Source organism: Peptococcaceae bacterium 1198_IL3148 (assembly GCA_036763105.1).
Classification (GTDB): Bacteria; Bacillota; Desulfotomaculia; order Desulfotomaculales; family Desulfohalotomaculaceae; genus JBAIYS01.
On sequence record JBAIYS010000005.1, the window covers coordinates 114,479 to 135,677 of the forward strand.

General features: G+C 43.9%; 18 protein-coding genes. 4 read left to right on the forward strand and 14 right to left on the reverse strand.

The window, feature by feature from the left end; genetic code table 11:
* The first annotated feature begins 3 nt into the window (after positions 1 to 3).
* The 4 genes from V6C27_06740 (at position 4) to V6C27_06755 (ending at position 4,317) form a co-directional block, all read left to right on the forward strand.
* Complete coding sequence (locus tag V6C27_06740) at positions 4 to 1,683, forward strand: hypothetical protein (GenBank protein MEG6616124.1); 1,680 nt, start codon at positions 4 to 6, stop codon at positions 1,681 to 1,683.
* A 33-nt stretch (positions 1,684 to 1,716) separates the two neighbouring features.
* Complete coding sequence (locus tag V6C27_06745) at positions 1,717 to 1,980, forward strand: hypothetical protein (GenBank protein MEG6616125.1); 264 nt, start codon at positions 1,717 to 1,719, stop codon at positions 1,978 to 1,980.
* Between the two features lie 117 nt (positions 1,981 to 2,097).
* Positions 2,098 to 3,180 (forward strand): glycosyltransferase, encoded by a 1,083-nt coding sequence (locus V6C27_06750; GenBank protein MEG6616126.1) that lies wholly within the window; start codon positions 2,098 to 2,100, stop codon positions 3,178 to 3,180.
* 12 nt (positions 3,181 to 3,192) lie between these two features.
* Positions 3,193 to 4,317 (forward strand): glycosyltransferase, encoded by a 1,125-nt coding sequence (locus V6C27_06755; protein MEG6616127.1) that lies wholly within the window; start codon positions 3,193 to 3,195, stop codon positions 4,315 to 4,317.
* Positions 4,318 to 4,362: 45 nt separating this feature from the next.
* Here V6C27_06755 and V6C27_06760 read toward each other — a convergent pair whose 3' ends face one another.
* The 14 genes from V6C27_06760 to V6C27_06825 all read right to left on the reverse strand — a co-directional run bounded on the left by V6C27_06760 (position 4,363) and on the right by V6C27_06825 (position 20,822).
* Positions 4,363 to 5,625 carry a hypothetical protein gene (locus V6C27_06760; GenBank protein MEG6616128.1) on the reverse strand — a complete coding sequence of 421 codons (1,263 nt, stop codon included), beginning with the start codon at positions 5,623 to 5,625 and terminating at the stop codon, positions 4,363 to 4,365.
* A 134-nt stretch (positions 5,626 to 5,759) separates the two neighbouring features.
* A complete protein-coding gene (locus tag V6C27_06765) occupies positions 5,760 to 6,758 on the reverse strand; it encodes an isocitrate dehydrogenase (NAD(+)) (GenBank protein ID MEG6616129.1) in 999 nt (332 codons plus the stop codon).
* Between the two features lie 18 nt (positions 6,759 to 6,776).
* Positions 6,777 to 7,277 carry a 3-isopropylmalate dehydratase small subunit gene (locus V6C27_06770; GenBank protein ID MEG6616130.1) on the reverse strand — a complete coding sequence of 167 codons (501 nt, stop codon included), beginning with the start codon at positions 7,275 to 7,277 and terminating at the stop codon, positions 6,777 to 6,779.
* 24 nt (positions 7,278 to 7,301) lie between these two features.
* Positions 7,302 to 8,555 carry a 3-isopropylmalate dehydratase large subunit gene (locus V6C27_06775; protein MEG6616131.1) on the reverse strand — a complete coding sequence of 418 codons (1,254 nt, stop codon included), beginning with the start codon at positions 8,553 to 8,555 and terminating at the stop codon, positions 7,302 to 7,304.
* Position 8,556: 1 nt separating this feature from the next.
* On the reverse strand, positions 8,557 to 9,711 hold the full coding sequence (gene nifV, locus V6C27_06780; GenBank protein ID MEG6616132.1) for a homocitrate synthase: 1,155 nt from the start codon (positions 9,709 to 9,711) through the stop codon (positions 8,557 to 8,559).
* A gap of 345 nt (positions 9,712 to 10,056) precedes the next feature.
* Positions 10,057 to 10,887: a hypothetical protein gene (locus tag V6C27_06785; protein MEG6616133.1), complete on the reverse strand. Its 831-nt coding sequence runs from the start codon at positions 10,885 to 10,887 to the stop codon at positions 10,057 to 10,059.
* Between the two features lie 48 nt (positions 10,888 to 10,935).
* Positions 10,936 to 12,375, reverse strand: a complete 1,440-nt coding sequence (gene gatB / locus V6C27_06790) for an Asp-tRNA(Asn)/Glu-tRNA(Gln) amidotransferase subunit GatB (GenBank protein ID MEG6616134.1) — start codon at positions 12,373 to 12,375, stop codon at positions 10,936 to 10,938.
* A gap of 14 nt (positions 12,376 to 12,389) precedes the next feature.
* Positions 12,390 to 13,847, reverse strand: a complete 1,458-nt coding sequence (gatA, locus tag V6C27_06795) for an Asp-tRNA(Asn)/Glu-tRNA(Gln) amidotransferase subunit GatA (GenBank protein ID MEG6616135.1) — start codon at positions 13,845 to 13,847, stop codon at positions 12,390 to 12,392.
* Between the two features lie 136 nt (positions 13,848 to 13,983).
* Positions 13,984 to 14,265 carry an Asp-tRNA(Asn)/Glu-tRNA(Gln) amidotransferase subunit GatC gene (gene gatC, locus V6C27_06800; protein MEG6616136.1) on the reverse strand — a complete coding sequence of 94 codons (282 nt, stop codon included), beginning with the start codon at positions 14,263 to 14,265 and terminating at the stop codon, positions 13,984 to 13,986.
* Between the two features lie 154 nt (positions 14,266 to 14,419).
* Complete coding sequence (locus tag V6C27_06805; protein ID MEG6616137.1) at positions 14,420 to 14,620, reverse strand: hypothetical protein; 201 nt, start codon at positions 14,618 to 14,620, stop codon at positions 14,420 to 14,422.
* A 180-nt stretch (positions 14,621 to 14,800) separates the two neighbouring features.
* Complete coding sequence (gene ligA / locus V6C27_06810) at positions 14,801 to 16,807, reverse strand: NAD-dependent DNA ligase LigA (GenBank protein MEG6616138.1); 2,007 nt, start codon at positions 16,805 to 16,807, stop codon at positions 14,801 to 14,803.
* A gap of 23 nt (positions 16,808 to 16,830) precedes the next feature.
* Positions 16,831 to 17,712: a lipid II flippase Amj family protein gene (locus V6C27_06815; GenBank protein ID MEG6616139.1), complete on the reverse strand. Its 882-nt coding sequence runs from the start codon at positions 17,710 to 17,712 to the stop codon at positions 16,831 to 16,833.
* Between the two features lie 59 nt (positions 17,713 to 17,771).
* On the reverse strand, positions 17,772 to 19,934 hold the full coding sequence (gene pcrA / locus V6C27_06820) for a DNA helicase PcrA (GenBank protein ID MEG6616140.1): 2,163 nt from the start codon (positions 19,932 to 19,934) through the stop codon (positions 17,772 to 17,774).
* Between the two features lie 144 nt (positions 19,935 to 20,078).
* Positions 20,079 to 20,822, reverse strand: a complete 744-nt coding sequence (locus V6C27_06825; protein ID MEG6616141.1) for a hypothetical protein — start codon at positions 20,820 to 20,822, stop codon at positions 20,079 to 20,081.
* Positions 20,823 to 21,199 lie beyond the last annotated feature (377 nt).

Genomic DNA, 21,199 nt, shown 5'->3' on the forward strand with positions numbered 1-21,199 from the left:
TTTATGAGATACGATGGTGGGCCGCCCTGGGCAGATGAGTATCGAGACTGTTATCACGACCTACAAATTCTTAAAAAAATAGCTGTTTTACTGGATAAAATCCTTGATGAAAAGTATTGTCACGGCCTTCCCAACATAGCCAGAGATGTTAAAAAGCTAGAACTTAAATTCAATTATCTGCTTGATAAAAAATCTAAATATGGCCTCTACCAAATTAAACATGAGCTGAAGCGGGAAATTATTCAGTGTGCCAAAAACATGAAAAACTTTGTAGATAAAATTGAAAATATTGAAGATGTTGTCAAACATTCAGCCATGGTAGTTAATGAAATTAAAAAAGATGTGCGCAGAATTGAGGATGTGGTCACTGACCCGAAATTTGGTGATACCGTAAAAAATTCAGCACTGATACTAAATGACATTAAAAAAGATGTAAAGAAAGTTGAGAAGATAGTTGCTGACCCCAAATTTGAGGATATGGTCAAACACGCATCGATGGTATTAGGGGACATTAAAAAAGAAATTAAAAAAGTGGAAGAGCTGGAGGATACTTCAAAAAACGCTGCGCTATTATTAACTGACATTAAAAAAGATGTAAAGAAAGTAGAAAAGATAGTTGCTGACCCCAAATTTGAAGATATTGTCAAACACGCATCCATGGTATTAGGGGACATTAAAAAAGAAATTAAAAAGGTAGAAGAACTGGAAGATACCTCAAAAAACTCAGTGCTGTTATTAAACGACATTAAAAAAGATGTGCAGAGAATTGAAGAAATTGTAGCGGACCCTAAATTTGAAGATATTGTCAAGCACTCATCCATGGTATTGGGCGAAATTAAAAAAGAAATTAAAAAAGTAGAAGAACTGGAAGATACCTCAAAAAACTCAGTGCTGTTATTAAACGACATTAAAAAAGATGTGCAGAGAATTGAAGAAATTGTAGCAGACCCTAAATTTGAAGATATTGTCAAGCACTCATCCATGGTATTGGGCGAAATTAAAAAAGAAATTAAAAAAGTGGAAGAACTGGAAGATACCTCAAAAAACTCGGCTCTGTTATTAAATGAGCTTAAGAAAGATATAGAAAGAATTGAAGAGATAATTGCTAACTCTAAATTTGAGGATATGGTCAAACATTCTTCTATGGTGTTGGGGGACATAAACAAAGAAATTGGCAAAGTTGAGGACATCATTACCAATCCTGAATATGGTCTCAAGGGGATTAGGGAGCAACTGGATAACCATGCAGTGCGCGATAATATATTAACCACTGGACCATTATTTGTGGACTTCAACGGTCTGTCGGTGACCACAGTGCATTTAAAAGCGCTTAACTATAGTAATCGCCCCCAGAGTGTAACATTTATTATTCACAAGTTAGACGATAACTGTCCGTTCACCGGCGGTGACAGAGAAGTAATGCTAGCTGATATTCCACCCTCTTGCGCCCGATTTGCCGAAATACCTTTAGAAGAATCTGTACAGAATCTGGAAATTAAAGCAGTGTTGAGCGACGCCACCAACCTATTTGTCTACGCCGCCATACTTGATGCTTCCAACCCAGCGGGCAGTTTTGTGCAAAAGGATATTTTGCACTCAGAGTGGTCCCCGATCAGAGTGAAACCCCACTGCCATGATAATTTAGACATTCAATCGGCACCTTTGGAATTAAATTCCATATAATATCTAGAAATATAAAATTCAGGGGGTTGAAACATGCTAAACTTGACCAGAAGATTGGTGGACCAATTAGACCTAAGCGACTATCAAGACCAGCTAGTATCGGTTATCTACAGTTGTGGTGATGCGGTAATTAAAGCCACCGGAGTACTAAACCTTACCGGTGTGGATTTTATTGAGCTGGTGGAACGCAACCCAGAATCACTCGTCAGGGTACAAATTTTACTGCCTGACGTCGAAGAACAAAGACACCATCGGGTATTAATACCGCTGAGAGCAATTTGTAGTATAGCAGCATAATATGCAGTAAAAGCCGGCACCCCAGTGGCCGGCTTTTGATATTATTAATTTCCTACATATTCACTAAGCTGCTGGCAATTACATATAGTGTGATATGAAACTGTATGGGGGGATAATGTGATTTCATTGTGCATGATTGTCAAAAATGAAGCCCACTGCTTGGTTCGGTGTTTGCAAAGTGCCCAGGGCTGTGTGGACGAAATTATTGTTGTGGACACCGGGTCCAGTGACGATACCGTAAAAATTGCCAAACAATTTGGCGCTAAGGTTTTTTATTATCAGTGGCAGGATGACTTTGGGGCAGCCCGCAATTTCAGCCTTGACCAAGCCAGCGGCCACTGGATTATTTACCTAGATGCCGATGAAGAGCTGGCATATGGCTGTTGCCAGCATTTGAAAGCGCTGACTGAAGTGGATGACGCCGACGGTTATTATTTTACCATCAATAATTTTACCGACCAAGGTGAACCCATAAAACACATTAGCGTCAGGATGTTTAGAAACAAACCTCAGTATAGATTTAAAGGCAAATTGCATGAACAGATAACCGACGGAATGGTGCTCTACAACTCGGGCCTCACCATCAATCACTATGGCTACTTGGCCAGCACATGGGTAACCAAAAACAAAGCCCAGCGCAATTATCGCATTAATATACAAATGGTGGCTGCAGAGCCAGAAAATGCTTTTTACTTATATAACCTGGGTAACGCCTGTTGTAACTTAAACGACCTCACTGGGGCAGTAGATAACTACCGCCAGGCTTTACAACATCTAAATCTGAGCGACAATTATGCCCCCAGTGTCTTTATCGCCTATATATCCTGTCTGCTAAAACTAGGGCGAATAGAAGAAACACTCACATATATTGATCTTTGCCAAACACATTTCCCCCATTATGTAGATATTTATTTCTTAGCCGGAGAAGTATACCAGGCTCTGGGCATGATGACCGAAAGTGTTAATTGCTATGAGAAATGCTTGGCGTTGGGGGAAAACCCCGGTGGGAGGTATACTTCCCAAACCGGGGTGGGCAGTTTTCTACCCTGTTTCCGACTGGCAGAGATTTATCAATCCCAGGGAGAACTAAACAAAGCCATCGGTTGGCAATTGTGTGGCCTCAGAATAAAACCCGATCAGGCGCAATTATCGGTGTTGAAACAAATGCTCAGGGAAGTGGATAAACACCCCAGTACATGAAGGGAGATTGAAATGGCAAACTCCATTAGTCTTTGTATGATTGCCAAAGACGAAGCTCATATCATCGGCCGATGCCTTAACAGTGTTCAACCCTATGTTGATCAAATTGTAGTAGTGGATACCGGTTCCACAGATAACACTATTCAAATAGCTAAACAGTTGGGGGCAGAAACATATCAATTTGCCTGGCAGCATGACTTTAGTCAAGCCAGAAATTATTCATTACAATTTGCCAGCGGAGATTGGATTTTGTTTTTGGACTGCGACGAAGAACTGGATGCTGACAGCGGCGCTGAATTAAGAAGGGTAATTTACGATGACAATTACGATGGTTATTGGTTAAACTTTGTTAATATCTATAATAACCGACCCAGCAATAACTTTTTATCCTTTCGGTTGTTTCGAAACAACCCTAAGTTCCGTTTTGAATGTCCCATCCATGAACAAATACTACCCTCGGTGATTAAACAGGCCACCGCCGAAAGAATTGGCCGGGCCAATGTTACAGTGTACCATTACGGCTATGAGAATAGTGAAGTGGAGGCTAAAAATAAATCCCAGAGAAATATTACGCTGTTGCAAAGGGCCCGTCAAGAGTATGGGGATGCAGGATTTATTAACTTTTATCTTGGTGTTGAATATCAGCGGATCGGTGACCACCAAAGGGCTTTAGAACATTACAGATTATCGCTTAACAAAAGCGGCACCGATGATCCTTACACTGCGGCAATGATTAGAAATATTGTACATTGTTACATGCACCTCAATCGCCAGCAGGATGGATTACAATTAATTGATGACTACTTAAAGGTTTATCCAGATTATACCGACCTGATCTATTTAAGGGGCGTTCTTTACTTCCAACTGGCTGATTATCAAAATGCCCTGACAACGCTGAATCAGTGTATTGCCATCGGCCCACCCCCCAAGCATTACTTGTCATTGGAGGGCATTGCCGATACCAAACCAAAAGATTTAATCCATCGGATTGTTAAATTGCTAATCGGGCAAGGAAAACATTTAATTGCCCAAGGATGCCATTCCCAAGGGTATGCCATGTTAGACAGCGCCTTGGAACAACTTGAAAAAACACCCAACAATGACCTATTTGTTGAGTTAATCACTGCCCTAGATTAAAACAGCCTTGCGTCGTAACGCAAGGCTGTTCTGTTTAATGTTGATTTAAAGGGCCATTCTTTTATCATCATCTGGGTGTGGGGGTGGTGGCATCATGCCCCAAAATGGCCTTACCGGTGGGTACCGGTGCTGCTGTGGCATACTGCGATATAGATTATCTTGCTGCAGTGGCTCCACTGGTTCCGGTGCAACTAATGTTGGTGCAACCGGTTCTGGTTTAGGCTCTGGAGCTGCGGCCGGCTTAATTTGCACCACCGGTTCGGTAATCGGAGTATAACTGGAATTATAGTTGTAACCAGAATTATAATCAGAGTTATCCTTTGACTTTTTACTACGACTTCTAACCAACGTCACCACACCGGCAGTAGCCAAACCAAAAACTAACACACCACCGCCAGCTAACAAAGCTGTGGCCAGCGTACTGAGGGACTTTTTCTCTACCCCTTGGGTTTTAGCCAGTACTTCATTATTGTGGTCAATTGAATTTAAAATTGTTTCTGCCCTTTCCAGCAACAAATCATCATCTAACACCAAATCCCAGTCTCGATCTTCGAACAAATCTGAAACATACTGATCTGCCATTACTTGTTCTTTTTTTTGAAACAACATTCTATCTAAGTGATCTGTTGTCTGTGCTATCTCTTTAAATTCAGCATCAATCAATTGTCTGTTGTCAATTGGTTTTGGTTCTACTTTTTTTCTATCCCCTTGATTTCTATACTCATGCCTATGTTCATGTTCTCTGTCTGATTGCCTAAAGGATTCTTGATTAGCATTTTTGGCCTTCACAGCATGATCGTCATCTTTGATTAACATATCCAGTAATTTTGATATGCCTTCCAGTGTTTCCCTGGCTTCAGCCATTTCTTTGCTGCGCTGTTCAGCCTTGGCTTTGGCCTGTTGTTGTAGTTCCTCTAAATCGTCATGTTCCTCTTGATAGTCATCTCGATTATCCTGATCTTCTTCACGCTCTTGATCCTCTAAATCTTCCAGACCTTCCAAATCATCCAGGTCTAGCTGATCCTCTGAGTCGTCAAAATCTAAGTTCACTAGATCCTCTGCAAATTGTTCCAAATCATCATCAAAATCTTCATCACCGATATCTTCTTCCAGTTCATAATCATCTAAGTCTTCTATTTCAACTGTCAAATCATTTTCTAGCTCCACTAGATCGTCAAATTCAAGTTCGCTACCGTCAGGATATGTGACAAACTCTGATTGGGTTTGCTCAAAGTTCTCTAATTCTAGGTCGTCTAGTTCCGCTGTGTCCTCTAATTGTTGATGGGAAAACCTGTTGTTTTCCGTCACGGCCATCTCCTCCAAACTGTTTCTGTTTTCCCGCCCTTATTGGGAAAAACAAAATCTCTGTTCTTACAGATTATTGCAGTAGAGACAAAAAAGTGACAGTTTAACAGTTTGGAAATAATGGTAATTAGCCTTTGCTACAGCATTTTAATGATGGCAGCTGCCATTTGACTGGTGGTGGCGTTACCGCCCAAATCGGCGGTGACATCAATCCCGGCTGTTAGCACCTTTTCCACCGCCAGAGCAATTTTATCTGCAGCTGCAGTTTCTCCCAAGTGTTGTAGCATTTGGATGCCCGACAATACTAAGGCCAGCGGATTGGCTTTATTTTGACCGGCGATATCCGGAGCACTGCCATGGACTGCTTCAAACACCGCATAGCGGTCACCAATATTGGCACCGGGAGCAACCCCCAGGCCACCCACCAGACCGGCACACAGATCAGACAAAATATCACCGTACAGGTTAGGCATCACCAACACATCATAATGCTGGGGGTTTTGTACCAACTTCATACTCATGGCATCGACGATTACCTCTTGGTACTTTATCTCAGGGTATTCAGCGGCTACCTTGCGGGCCGCCTGTAGAAATAAACCATCTGATAATTTCATTATATTGGCTTTATGTACCGCCGTTACCTTTTGTCGATGGTTTTTAACGGCATAGTCAAAAGCAAATTGGACAATCCGTTCCGAAGCTTCCCGGGTAATGATTTTAATGCTCTCGGCGGCGTTATCGCCCACCATATGTTCGATGCCCACATATAAATCTTCGGTGTTTTCCCTCACCACCACCAAATCAACGTTATCGTAACGGCTGGTGATGCCCGGCAATGATTTAACCGGTCTCAGGTTAGCATACAGGTTTAGTTCTTTGCGCAATGTTACATTAACACTGCGAAAACCGCCCCCCACCGGAGTGGTCACCGGCCCTTTGAGAGCAACTTTATTTTTGCGAATGGAATCCAACACATATTGGGGCAATGGGGTACCATGTAATTCAATTACTGCCGCCCCGGCCTCCACCACTTCCCAGTTGATATCAACTCCGGTGGCATCGATGATTTGCCGAACCGCCGCAGTAATTTCCGGTCCGATCCCGTCACCGGGAATCAGCGTCACATTGTGTGTCAAAGTAATCACTCCAAAGTTTTACAGGTTAAAATCGCCGTATTTTCTAAAATGAGCTGCCAAACCGCCGTCATTAAGAATTTTGATCATCACATCCGGCAGTGGTTTCGCTGCAATTTCAATTCCTTTAGTGAGGTTTTTAACCACCCCGGCGGTCAAATCCACTTCCAATTGATCGCCTTGGTCGATTAAATCGGTATCACATTCCACCACCGGCAAACCGGTATTGATGGCGTTGCGATAAAAAATGCGGGCAAAGGATTTAGCTAATACCGCTGCGATGTCAGCATTGATAATGGCCAGCGGCGCCTGTTCTCGAGAAGAACCACAGCCAAAATTGTTGCCAGCCACGATAAAGTCACCGGCAGTTACTTTGCAGTAAAAATCCGGATCTAAGTCTTCCATCACGTGTTTGGCCAATTCCTTCATATCCAGGGTTTTAAATTTATATTTACCAGAAATAATGTAATCGGTATTGATGTCGTCTTGGTTAAATTTATGCACGTTGCCTGTTAATTTCATGTTTTCACCTGCTTTTAATTCAATTTAGAGTAGTTCTCTGGGGTCGGTAATCTGACCATAAAGGGCAGATGCCGCCACTGTGGCCGGTGAACCTAAGTAGATGTGGGCATTACCATTACCCATTCGTCCTTTAAAGTTGCGGTTGGCGGTGGATATAACGTTCTCACCGTCTGATGGTACGCCGTTATGGGTGCCCACACAGGGACCACAACCGGGAGTTACCACCGCCGCACCGGCTCTGACTAAAGTTTGGATAATCCCCTCGGCCATGGCCTCTAAATAAATTTTCTTGGAAGCCGGGGCCACGATTAATCTGACATCGGGGTTAATGGTTTTGTCTTTAAGTATGGAGGCCGCTATGCGCAAATCCTCCAACCGACCATTGGTACAGGTGCCTATGACTGCTTGCTGGATAGGGGTACCTAACAGATTACTAATGCCGGTGACATTGTCCACTCGGTGGGGCATGGCAATCTGGGGCTCTAGGTTAGATACATCATATTCTTTAATGTCGGCATAGACAGCATCGGCATCGGCTGCAACCGGGGTAAATTCTTCATCGGTAAATTGCTTTAACCAAGCCAACGTCTTTTCATCGGCTTCCATCATACCGGCCTTAGCGCCCATTTCAATGGCCATGTTCGATATGGTCATACGGGCATCCACCGATAATGCTGATATGGCCTGGCCGGTGTACTCAGCCGCTTTATAGGTGGCACCATCGGCGGTAACATCCCCAATTAAGAACAAAATTAAGTCTTTGGCGTATACCCCTGCCGGCAGTGTACCATGGCAAACAAATTTAATGGTTTCCGGCACTTTAAACCACATCTTGCCAGAAACCAATCCGCCAGCTAAGTCCGTTGACCCCACTCCGGTGGAAAAGGCATTCAACGCCCCGTAGGTACAGGTGTGAGAATCAGCACCGATCACTAATTTCCCTGGGCCCACCTTGCCGCTTTCCGGCATCAGTTGGTGACAAACGCCCTCGCCAATGTCATAAAACTTAAATTTCTTTGCTTTAGCAAACTCACGCATCAGTTTGTGCAGCGCCGAAACCCCTTCGTTAGGGCTAGGGGAACTATGATCAATCACCATCGCCACCTTACTGGGGTCAAACACCTCTTTACCGTTCATATCATTAAAGGCTCGGATGGCCAGCGGTGATGTGCCGTCTTGGCCCATCACCAAATCTACATTTGCCACTACAATATCGCCAGCATGTGCAGTTTGACCACAGTGGCTGGATAGAATTTTTTCTATAATCGTCTGACCCATATTAATCCCTCTTTCCATGATGTCCGTGGGTTGGACCGAAATAGTCTTCATAAATATACATTAATTCTTTATCGAATAATGTTCGTTTTAGTGAAACCGCCGCCGCCCTTACTTTTGGCAATAATTGTTCGGATTCATGACGGCTTAATACAATGCCATATTCAGCAAATTTCGCCCTCAATGCCGCCGTTCCGGAGTGCTTGCCAACTACGATCTGCCGCTCCAAACCAACCTCTTCCGGCTGGAAGGCTTCGTATGTCTTAGGGTTCTTTAGTGCACCATCAGCATGGATGCCGGATTCATGGGAAAACATGTTGGAACCAACAATGGCTTTCCAAGCGGGCAACTCCCGGCCGGAGGCCCGGGAAACATAATCAGCAACCTCTACAAACATATCGGTTTTAAAACCAAGGTCGATTTTAAATAGGTGTTTCAAAGCCATGACCACTTCTTCTAAAGGCGAGTTACCAGCCCGTTCTCCCAGGCCTAATACCGTAACGCCCACATAGTCAGCCCCAGCTTTAACTCCGGCCAGTGCGTTGGCGGTGGCCATTCCAAAGTCGTCGTGGGTGTGCATTTCAATATCTATATCCACCGCTTGCCGAATTTTAGTGATGTTGTCAAAGGTGGTAAAGGGGTCCAGAATACCCACGGTATCACAATAGCGCAGCCGATCAGCTCCAGCCTCTTTGGCCACTTTGGCATATTGAATCAAAAAGTCGATATCGCTGCGGGAAGCATCTTCAGCATTGGCGGATACATATAAACCATTCTTCTTAGCAAATTCCACCGCCCGGGCCATGTTTTCCAATACCCATTCTCTACTTTTGTTTAGCTTATATTTCATGTGAATATCCGAAGTGGAGATGGAAATTGCCACCGCATCGACGCCACATTCCAGGGATGCTTCGATGTCTTTAATTACCGGACGGTTCCACCCCATAATGCTGGCCTTTAAACCAGATTTGCAGATGGCCTTGATTGCTTCCTGCTCATCCCCTTCCATAGTTGGAATACCAGCCTCAATTTGGTCCACACCCAGTTCATCCAAAAATCTAGCGATCCGGATCTTTTCGCGGTTAGCAAAAACCACACCGGCGGTTTGCTCTCCGTCTCGCAAGGTAGTATCCACTATATGTATCTTCCTTTGTTCCATCTTAAAAGCACCTCCTAAATTTTGTTGCATCGTCTATTAAATAATATAAAACATAAACTTGAACAACTTTAGATTGTATAATATCACAACCAACTAGTGATTTAAAGTAAACCAGCATTTTTATACTGTATACATTTATTTTTAGCCCTGAGCAACGTTTTATTTTAATTAGGTTTTTATTACCATATCTTTTCTTTCTTTTACTTCCTCTTGCACCTGTACAACTTTTTGTAATTAACATCTGTATAATTGTGCAACTATTTAACCAGTCAAATGTTTAAAAACCCAACTGCAAACAGCATTTGTAGGTATTTGATAAAAAATAAGCCTTCCATTAAAGGAAGGCTATTCTAACAAGGCTTTCACCCGCATCGGAGTATTACTCCATACTTCTTCACCAAAATCTTTTAGCAACCGTTCTTTTACTAATTCCTTTTGTTTTTTAGATAGTTCCGGCTGTTTATCACGCCGACCAATGGCCACAACTTTATCATTGTATTGATTTTGATCCACATCGTCCTGAGGTTGGTTGCGACGGGGAAAAGTCAACTCTTCATTGACTTTACCATTTTCATCAAAATAAACGTAATATAACCGCAACGAATCTAAATAGATCGGTGACTTGTTCTCATGTACATAGTTAATGTCCGCAACAATTGCTTTTTTGCCTGCTAAATCAGGGAACAAACGACCGTCCTGCAGCGCCGTTACTGCCACTCTTTTTACCTTACTTTCGGTCATCAAATATAAGCGTCTGTTAACTCTATTGCCCTTTTTGTTGGTGATGGTGCCAGTTATTTTGTGATCAATATTTTCGCCGGCCCTGCTGATCACCACCACATCTGTATCAGTAAGAATGGATAGTAGTCCTTCCCGGAGGTCAAAAATCACATCTCCCAGCAAAGGAATGACAAAACCGTCTTCAATTTTTCGTTTGTTAATGGTTATTGTACCCACCAGCGCCAATATTTCTATAAATCCATCACAGGCGTCACATTGGGATGCCGGAGCCTGACAATTTTCACAGGCTTCCACTTCGTCAAAGACAAAGTTGTCCAGCCTAAACACTTTGGAATTAGCTTCAGCATCACTTGATATATGCACCAGTTTGACGTTAAGCCCTTTCCACTCTCCCATCATTACGTTATAAAATATTTCCCTGGAAGCTGTAATCATGCTTTCCTCCGTAAATGTTCACAAATTATCTTTGCGATATATGATATGCTATTGCAACTTTTCTTTCAACAGTTTATTTACCAAACCTGGGTTTGCTTTGCCCTTGGTGGCTTTCATGGTTTGTCCCACCAAGAAACCAATGGCCGCGGTTTTACCATTGCGGTAATCCTCCACCGACTTGGGGTTATTGGCGATGATTTCTTCAATGATTTTGGTTAGCTCACCTTCGTCGGATATTTGTACCAATCCCTTTTCCTTAACAATGGTAGCCGGTTCTTTGCCGGTGGCCACCATTTCTTCTAACACTGTTTTAGCAATTTTACCACTGATGGTCCCTTGGTCAATTAGTTTTAACAGTTCAGCAAATTGTTTTGCTGTGATGGGACTATCGGTAAGTTCCTGCTGGTTAGCATTCAACAATCCGGACAGATCACCCATAATCCAGTTGCTAACCACTTTTGGCTGTGGAAAATAATCCAGCACTTCTTCAAAGAAATCAGACATTTCCTTGATGGCGGTAAGCACCGAAGCGTCGTATGCAGGCAGACTGTATTGCTCTACATAACGGGCCTTACGACTGTCCGGCAATTCCGGCAGGCCATCTCTAAGCTCTTTAACCCACTGTTCATCTATCACCACCGGCACCAAGTCCGGGTCTGGGAAGTAGCGATAATCCTGGGCCTCTTCTTTACTGCGCATTGAAATGGTAATGCCTTTTGCTTCATCCCAGGTGCGGGTTTCTTGCACAATTTTGCCCCCGTCTTCAAGTACTTCAATTTGCCGCTCAATTTCATATTCCACTGCCCTTTGTAAGGCTTTAAAGGAGTTCATATTCTTTATCTCTGTTTTAGTGCCTAGCTTAGTTGTGCCAACTGGCCTCACAGAGACGTTGGCATCACAACGCAGCGAACCTTCTTGCATTTTACAATCGGATACACCAGTATATTGTATTACAGACCGCAATTTTTCAACATAAGCCCTGGCTTCCTCAGCGGAACGCATGTCTGGCTCGGACACAATTTCCACCAAGGGCATGCCACCGCGGTTATAGTCCACCAGTGTATAAGGGCTAGCCATGATTGTGCCTTGGTGTACCAGCTTGCCTGCATCTTCTTCCATGTGCATATGGTGAATGCCAATGCGTTTGGTTTCTCCACCAACCTCAATATCTAAATACCCGCCTTTAGCTATTGGTAAGTCAAACTGAGATACCTGATAGTTTTTAGGCAAGTCAGGGTAATAATAGTTTTTACGATCAAACTTAGAATAAGAAGCGATCTCACAATTTAGGGCCAAACCTGCTTTGACAGCATATTCCACCACTTTTTTATTTAGAACCGGTAGTGTACCAGGTAGTCCCAAACAGACTGGACAAACATGGGTGTTGGGATCACCCCCAAATTCGGTGGAACAATTACAAAAAATCTTGGTGTTGGTTTTTAACTCCACATGTACTTCTAAACCAATAACAGCTTCCCACTTTGTCACCACTGTTACCTCCTTTATAGCGCCGGGCGCTGCCGGTGAAATTCAGTATTTTGTTCAAAGGTATAGGCCGCCCGCAACATGGTACCTTCACCAAAGGGTTTGCCGATTAATTGCATGCCAACGGGCAACCCGTCCACAAAGCCACAGGGCAGACAGATACTTGGTACTCCAGCCAAGTTTACAGATGATGTAAAGATATCCTGTAGATACATCTTTATTGGATCATCGATATTTTCACCAACTTTAAAGGCCGGTGTGGGAGTGGTAGGTGACAATATTAAGTCATACTTTTCAAAGACTTGATCAAAATCCTGCTTAATTAAAGTGCGCACTTTTAAAGCCTTGAGGTAATAAGCGTCATAAAAACCGGCAGATAGAGCATAGGTTCCCAACATAATCCGCCGTTTTACTTCTTCACCAAAGCCCTCACTGCGACTTTTGATAAACATTTGTAAAATGTCATCGGCGTCTGTGTCCCGATAACCAAAGCCTACCCCATCGAAACGTGCCAGATTTGAGCTGGCTTCAGCGGTAGCAATGAGGTAATAGGCTGGCAAAGCATATTTAATATGGGGTAAGCTGACTTCTTCCACTTCCGCTCCTAAGTTAGCTAGGGTAGCCACCGCGCCTTCAATTACTTGGCGCACATTGGCACCTAAACCTGCAGCCATATACTCCTTAGGAATACCAATTTTTAAACCTTGCACATTATTTTCTAAGTACTTGGTGTAATCCGGCACATCATATTGGGCAGATGTTGAATCCCTATGGTCATGACCACAAATGGCATTGAGCATTAGGGCACCATCGGTAACATCCTTGGTCAAGGGGCCAATTTGATCTAAAGAAGAAGCATAGGGCACTGCTCCATAGCGGGATACCGCGCCATAGGTGGGTTTTATGCCCACCACACCACAAAAGGCCGCCGGTTGTCTAATGGAACCACCGGTATCGGTACCCAATGCCACTATACACTGGTCAGCGGCCACCGCAGCGGCCGAGCCGCCACTGGAGCCCCCGGGTACTCTGTCGGTATCCCAAGGGTTATAGGTGGTATGCATGGTCGAAGTTTCAGTGGAAGAGCCCATGGCAAATTCGTCCATATTGGTCTTGCCAACCATTACCGCGCCAACGGCATTTAGTTTTTCTATTACTGTGGCGTCAAAGGGTGGTACATAATCAGCAAGCATTTTAGATGCACAGGTTGTGGACACACCGGTGATACAAATGTTATCCTTAACCGCCACTGGAATACCCGCCAATGGAGATAATTTTTCTCCGGCTGCGATCTGCTTGTCCACGTTACGGGCGGTTTCTAATGCCTGTTCCTTAGTTAGGGTGATAAAAGATTTAACTTTTTCTTCCACAGCATCAATCCGTTTATACACTGCAGTGGTAATTTCCTCTGCACTAACTTCTTTGTTCACCATCAATTGGTGCAGTTGATGGGCGGTCATCTGATTAAGAGACATACTTATCCATTCCTCCTTAGAAAAACTTGGTATTTGCCATGTTTTCTGGCAAATGCCTTAGTTTTTCTTATACTATCATCCTTAATTCTTATGTCATTTGATAGTGTAGAAAAACGCCGGTTATACCGGCTTAGCATTACAGTATTTTCGGTACTTTTATAAAGTTGCCCTCTGAATCCGGCGCAATGGCAGTGGCCTTGTCATTAGGCAGGTGATCGCCTACTTTATCTTCTCTAAAGACATTTTCGATAGGCAGCACATGGGCAGTGGGAGGTACATTTTCTGTGTCCAATTCTTGTAGAGCGCTGGCGTGTTCTAAAATATCATTTAACTGCTTGGTATAAATGTCCTTTTGCTCTTCGCTCAGCTCTAACCGGGCTAACAAAGCAACATGCTCGACATCTTTCTTACTAATCAATTTAAAAGCACCTTCTTTCTATTGTACAAAAAGCGTTGATTGCGTGGTAATTATCAAAAACTGCCAATATTATACCAAAGTTTATAATCCTTGCGCAAGTTGGCACCCATTAATAGTAAACCCCTGGAATACCAGGGGTTTAGCAATTTATATTTTAGTTGTGTTGCTTGTTTTTCATCTCATCGATGTATTCGGAAATCATTTGCACCGATAAGCCACCGTGAAAGCGTGGTTCACCATTGATGACAGTCAAAGGAGGGGTAAATCTACCCATAATTTCTTGCACTTGTGGATATTCATCCAAACTATCATTCATAATATCTACATAGCTCAGGGTGACAGTGTCACCATACATAGCTTTAACATCACTGGCAAAGTCTTCAAAGTCTGCCCTGGGGTCTGAAGAACCACAACTGGTTCTATTATTTACACCTCAACCACCGGTAAATACCGGCACATTACCGCTAAAAACAATAATTGAAATTTTTTCGCTCACTACATAGCCCTCCTTAAATAGCTAATAATTGCTTATTAATTATTGCTTGAGAAGTTTTTTAAAGTCTTCTTCAGCAAGTATTGATACGCCCAATTTTTGGGCCTTTTCTTGTTTAGAACCCGGGTTTTCACCAACCACAACGTAGTCAGTCTTTTTGCTAACACTGGAAGTGACCTTACCGCCCAATCTTTCTATCGCTGCTTGGGCCTGTTGCCGGGAAAAGCTTACCAGCGTACCCGTTAACACAAAGGTTTTTCCTGTTAATGGCTGATTGTCTAAAATTGTTGTTTCTTCACCAAGGGTATTAATCCCTGCTTGAATTAATCTTTTAATTAAATTTTGATTGGTTTGTTGGCTAAACCAATTGACGATACTTTGGGCCATTTTGGGGCCAACTTCCGGTATGGCAACTAACTCTTCCTCACTGGCTTGGGACAAGGCCACCAGCGACTTAAAATGATCGGCCAATTTTTTAGCCGCCGTTTGACCAACATGGCGAATACCCAAAGCAAATATCAATTGACCCAACGGCCGGTTTTTACTGTTCTCGATGGCATTGAGCAAGTTTTGGGCAGATTTTTGGCCAAACCGTTCTAAATTGATAATATCTTGATATTTTAAGCGATACAAATCTGCAGCATCTTTAATTAGCCCGCTTGCCAGCAGTTGGGTTACCACCGCCGGCCCGAGACCCTCTATATCCATTGCCGGTCGGGAAACAAAGTGGAAAATTCCTTCGCGGTTACGGGCGGGACAACCTAGATTGGGGCAACGGGTGGCAACCTCTCCGTCCACCCGGATGACAGCGGTACCACATTCAGGGCATTTGTCTGGGTAAACAAACTGCCGCTCAGCCCCGGTCCTTTTCTCCGGTAACACCTCCACAATTTCTGGAATTACATCGCCGGCTTTGTGCAACACCACAGTATCACCGATTTTAATATCCTTTTGTTTGATGATATCTTCATTATGTAAAACCGCTCGGCTGACGGTACTGCCTGCCACCGTCACCGGTGTTAAGTAGGCGGTGGGGGTTAAGACGCCAGTGCGCCCCACGCTGATTTTAATGTCTTCTATTTTGGTGATGGCTTTTTCCGCCGGAAACTTATAGGCAATGGCCCAACGGGGACTTTTGGCGGTAAAGGCCAATCTTTGCTGTTGACTTAATTGGTTAACCTTAATCACCAGGCCATCAATGGCATAGGGTAAATCAAACCGTTTATCGTGCCAAGTTTGAATGTAGTCTATTACCTGAGCCATATTATTAAACACTTTAATATTGGGGTTAATGCGGAAACCCAGTTCCTTTAGCCATTGTAACCCCTGGGCATGGCTGGTTATTTGTTGCCCCTCCATTTGACCGATGGCATAAATAAAGGTACTCAATTTGCGACTGGCGGTGATCTTAGAGTCTAACTGCCGAAGGCTACCGGCTGCGGCATTGCGGGGATTGGCAAAAAGCTGTTGCCCGGTTTCTTCCCGCTGGGCATTCAGTCTAACAAAGGCATCTTTGGGCATATATGCCTCCCCCCGCACTTCCAACAGCGGGACTGGTTGCCGCAATTTCAGTGGTATACTGCCCACTGTTTTTAGGTTTTGAGTAATGTCCTCCCCGGTTTCTCCATCACCCCGGGTGGCACCTCTGACCAATAAGCCATCTTGGTAAATCAGTGAAATGGCCAAACCATCTATCTTTAACTCCACAACATATTCCAGGTCTTCTTCTCCTAGGCTGGAACGAACCCGGCGATCAAAGTCATGCAGTTCTTCCTCACTAAAGGCGTTCCCAAGGCTTAGCATCGGTAGCAAGTGTTTAACCGGTTTAAAACCCTGCTGCACCTGCCCCCCTACCCGTTGGGAAGGTGAATCTGGAGTTACCAGTGCTGGATACTGCTGCTCCAATTTGATCAATTGGCACATTAAAGCATCATATTTTTCATCCGTTATCTTAGGGTTGTCTAAAACATAGTAGTGATAATTATGTTCTTCAATCTCACGGCGCAGATCGGCAACCTGCTGCCTTACATCTTCCGAAACTGTCAACAAGGAGCACCTCCTTTTAAATCAAACTAAAACGGCGGATGAGCAATAAACATGGCGGTATGCTGAATTATCCAAGCCGCCGGAACAAACAAAACTTGGGCTAAAATTGTTCCTCCCAGCCTGGTGACCGCCAGGTAAAAGGACATTTGTTTAACATCGTACTGATCCCGCTCGCCCCGCAACGCCTGATCGGTAATCATCGCTGCGGTGGGATCAACCACCATGGCAAACATCAACGTGGCAAAACCATTTACCACTCCGGACAACACTGTGGTGGTGGCCCTAAATTCTGGAAACAGCGCCCCGGCGTACAGTGCCGACAACACACCGGTGGTAAAGATACCGTTGGCAATGAAGTTAAGCCATAAAAATGTGGCTGGCAACTTAGTTTTACTATCCCGTACCCGTTCCACCACGTCCTTTTTCGGCATGTTAAGGCTGCGCAGCAACCCCACCACCCTTTTGGGCGAAAAGATCAGCATAGTCAACATTTTCGGCACCGACTTAACCTCATCAAACCACATAATTCCCCGCACAAATATGCGCACAAAGGCCGGTATCAAAAAAATCCCCACCAGTGTACCCACCGTGGCAGCCACAATCACCAAGCGAAAATCTTGATTGAGCAGGGCCAATTCCGCTTGATAGTTGGCGGTTTCCGCAATTGTTGCCATCTCTGCACCGGGGTTGGCGGCAATGAATCTTTGAATGGCATGTTCCACTATGGATGACATTAAGGGTGCCAGCACCAAGTTAGCGGTGCTGGCAAACAGAGAGATCACATTAAAAAGCGAGTAGGCAATGGCTAACCGCTTAGTGTGCACCCCCGCCGGTCTAACGGAATAAATCAACGTATTAATCATGTGAATAAAGGCAATTAGTATTGCCGCCAACAACAAACGAGACATTAACTACCTCCACTAATATTATTGCCAGGTCGAGGCAGTACCAATCGTTACCAAATGGTTTAATTAACCTTTTCCAACGGTGCATATTCTGCGATCAACTTCTTAATTCCTTGGTTCGGGAAGGTAACCGTTAGCTCGGCGTCTTTTCCTGTTCCTTTAACAGACACGATTACGCCCATACCCCATTTTTTGTGAACAACCTTATCCCCCAGTTGGTAATCGGCAATTACTCTATTGGTACCATCAGCTTTGGTGGCACTTTTAGCACCGATAATGGTGGTGCGGTTACTTTTAACTGGATTGTCGCGGGCCACTAGGTATTCTGGAATCTCGCTGATAAATCTAGAGGCAACGTTGGTCTGCCTTCTGCCAAACAGCGTGCGACACCAGCAATTGCTGAGATAAAGTTGCTCCTTGGCCCGGGTAATGCCAACATATGCCAAACGACGTTCCTCTTCCATTTCGGTTTCGCTGTCCAGTGATCGGGAGTGGGGGAAAACCCCTTCCTCCATACCGGCCAAAAATACCACCGGAAATTCCAAACCCTTGGCGGTGTGTAAAGACATTAAGGAAACCACGTTGGAATCCCCTTGATATCTATCTTGATCAGTCATCAGCGAAATACCCGCCAAAAAGTCCTCTAGGCTGCCGTCCACATTGTTTTTATCATACTCTTGGGTCACCGTCATAAATTCCTTTAGGTTCTCTAACCTGGTGCGGGCATCCACCGTATCCTCTGCCTCCAGTTCATCCCGGTAACCACTTTGCTTTAATACTTCTTCCACCAGTTCGGTGACACTCAAAAATTCCTGCTGCTGTTTCAAATTGTTGTAAAGCTCGGCCAAACTGTGGCAACCAACCTTGACCTTAGCCGTCAGCCCAGGAATTTCAATAAATCTGTTCAATGCTTCTAACATGTTCAATCGGTTTTGTTCTGCCCAGACTAAAATTTTGCTGACCGACGCCGGGCCAATGCCCCGTTTGGGCACATTGATGATCCGTTGCAAACTGTAAGAATCATGGGGGTTAACGGCCAACCGCAGGTATGCCAACAAATCTTTAATTTCTTTGCGGTCATAGAATTTTAACCCACCAACGATGGTATAGGGTATATTGGCGGTGAGCAAACTTTCTTCTATCGCCCGGGACTGGGCATGGGTGCGATAAAGGATGGCAAATTCTTGATAATTGCGCCCCTTATCAATGCCTTGACGAATCATGCGGGTGATGTAAAAGGCTTCATCCCTTTCATCTTCACAATTTTTAATCACAATGGGCTCACCACTACCCAAAGCGGTAAACAATTCCAGCTTTTTGGCACTGGCATTGTGATTAATCACCGCGTTGGCAGCATCCAAAATAGTCTGGGTGCTGCGGTAGTTTTGTTCCAGTTTAACAACTTTAGCTTCGGGGTAGTCCCGCTCAAAACTGAGGATGTTGGAAATATCCGCCCCCCGCCAACCATAAATGGATTGGTTGGGATCACCCACCACACAAAGGTTGCGATGGCGTTGAGCCAGTAGGTTAACCAACACATATTGGGCCCGGTTGGTATCTTGATACTCGTCCACCAAAATATATTTAAATCTATCCTGATAAAAGGTCAAAATATGCTGGTGGTTTTGGAACAACCGCACCGTCAGCACCAATAAGTCATCAAAGTCCAAAGCGTTGTTGCGCTCCAACTTTTCTTGGTACAGCTTGTACACCTTAGCCACCATTTGATCGTAATAATCAAAGGCTTGGGCATCAAATTCTGCTGCCGACATCAATTGGTTTTTGGCGTTAGATATGGCGGCAGACATACCCCGGGAAGTAAATCTTTTATCGTCAATATTCAGTTCCTTCAGGCAATCCTTCAATACTGTCTGCTGGTCTGAATCATCATAAATAACAAAATTGCGATCGTAATTGAGCGCTTGAATTTCTCGACGCAAAATACGCATACAGGCAGAGTGGAATGTACTAACCCATATATCGTGAGATTGTTCCGAGGGTACCATTTCCTCCACCCGTTCTCTCATTTCTCCCGCTGCCTTATTGGTAAAGGTAATGGCCAAAATATGCCATGGGGATACCCCCTGTTGCAACAGGTAACCAATTCTATGAGTTAAAACCCGAGTTTTACCACTGCCAGCACCGGCCAGCACCAACAGAGGGCCATCCACATGTTGCACTGCTTCCCGCTGTTGCGGGTTTAAATTCTCTAAAATATTTTGCATGTTAAACCTCCACAAAGACTATTGCATCGCATCATCAAATTATAACATAAAAACCCAGGGCATAGGCCTTGGGTTAATATTTTAATGTTTGATTATTTTATGCTAAACCAGGCGACCCAGTACCACTTTATCTATGTCTGTGAATTATCCACTGAGAATTCCAGCAGCCTTTGTGAACTGAACCCGAGCCTTTGCGGTGCCCGGTGGCGCCGGTTCGGTAATGCCGGTATAAACCAACCATTGTAAAAATTGTCCTGCTGCACCTTTGGGAATAACAATGCTAAGACCTAACCCTATTTCGATGCCTCTGGCATCCAGCCAGCGCACCTCTGCCAGTGTATTACATATCTGGGCTTCATTACTCCTAAAGCCAAAGTTAAACAGGTAGCAATGACCCTCAGCCTCTTTAAGGCTAATGTCCTGAAATAGCACACCACCCTCACTGGGCACACCAATTACATTATCTGCAGCATCCAACCACGCAACAACGGCAGATAGCACTGGCGCTTCATTAGAATTAGCAGCAAAGCTGAACAGAAAAGAAGAATTATCCGGTAAGTTATCAATCCTTACGTCTTGGGATAATATACCCTCACCTTCGGTAAGGGCTTCTGCCATTCCTGCAAAGCTGTTGCCAAAATTGGGGGCAAAGTTAAGTGGAGCGTTCCAGCCAGTGAAGCCTAGCTCAAAACTGGGATTTTGTAATAAATTGGTGCTGGCCACTGGCGTTAAAATAACCTGATCGATTTCCAAAGTGGCATTTTCACTTCCCGCAGCCTTACTAAATTGTAACCGAGCCCAGGCAACATTTGTTGGCGGCCGATCTGTTATATCAAAATAAGTTAGTCGGGTGTTGGCGTCAGCTTCATCGTCTTGAATAATTAGCATTCTTAATCCAACAGCGATGGAAGTAGATAGACGCTAAATTTCTTACAGATTATATTATAGTGGTAACTAAATAGTACTAACGATGCTATAGTCATTACTATTTCTGACACATATGAAACCTGTTGACATGCTTATAAGCAAATTTTCTCTCTGGAATATTAAGTTTATTGAAAATAATAGTTCCTATAAATGTAAAGATTAAAAATATAGTAAGTATATACAAATTTGCATTTACCATCTACCGTTAAATAACAGGGTTTAGATACTAGATTTAGCCACAACAACTGTAGTAATAACGTTCAAAAGTCTCCAAATTCTTTCGGGTGTTATTCATTGCAACAGTACCTATATTCCATTGCATACTACCTCTGACGTTC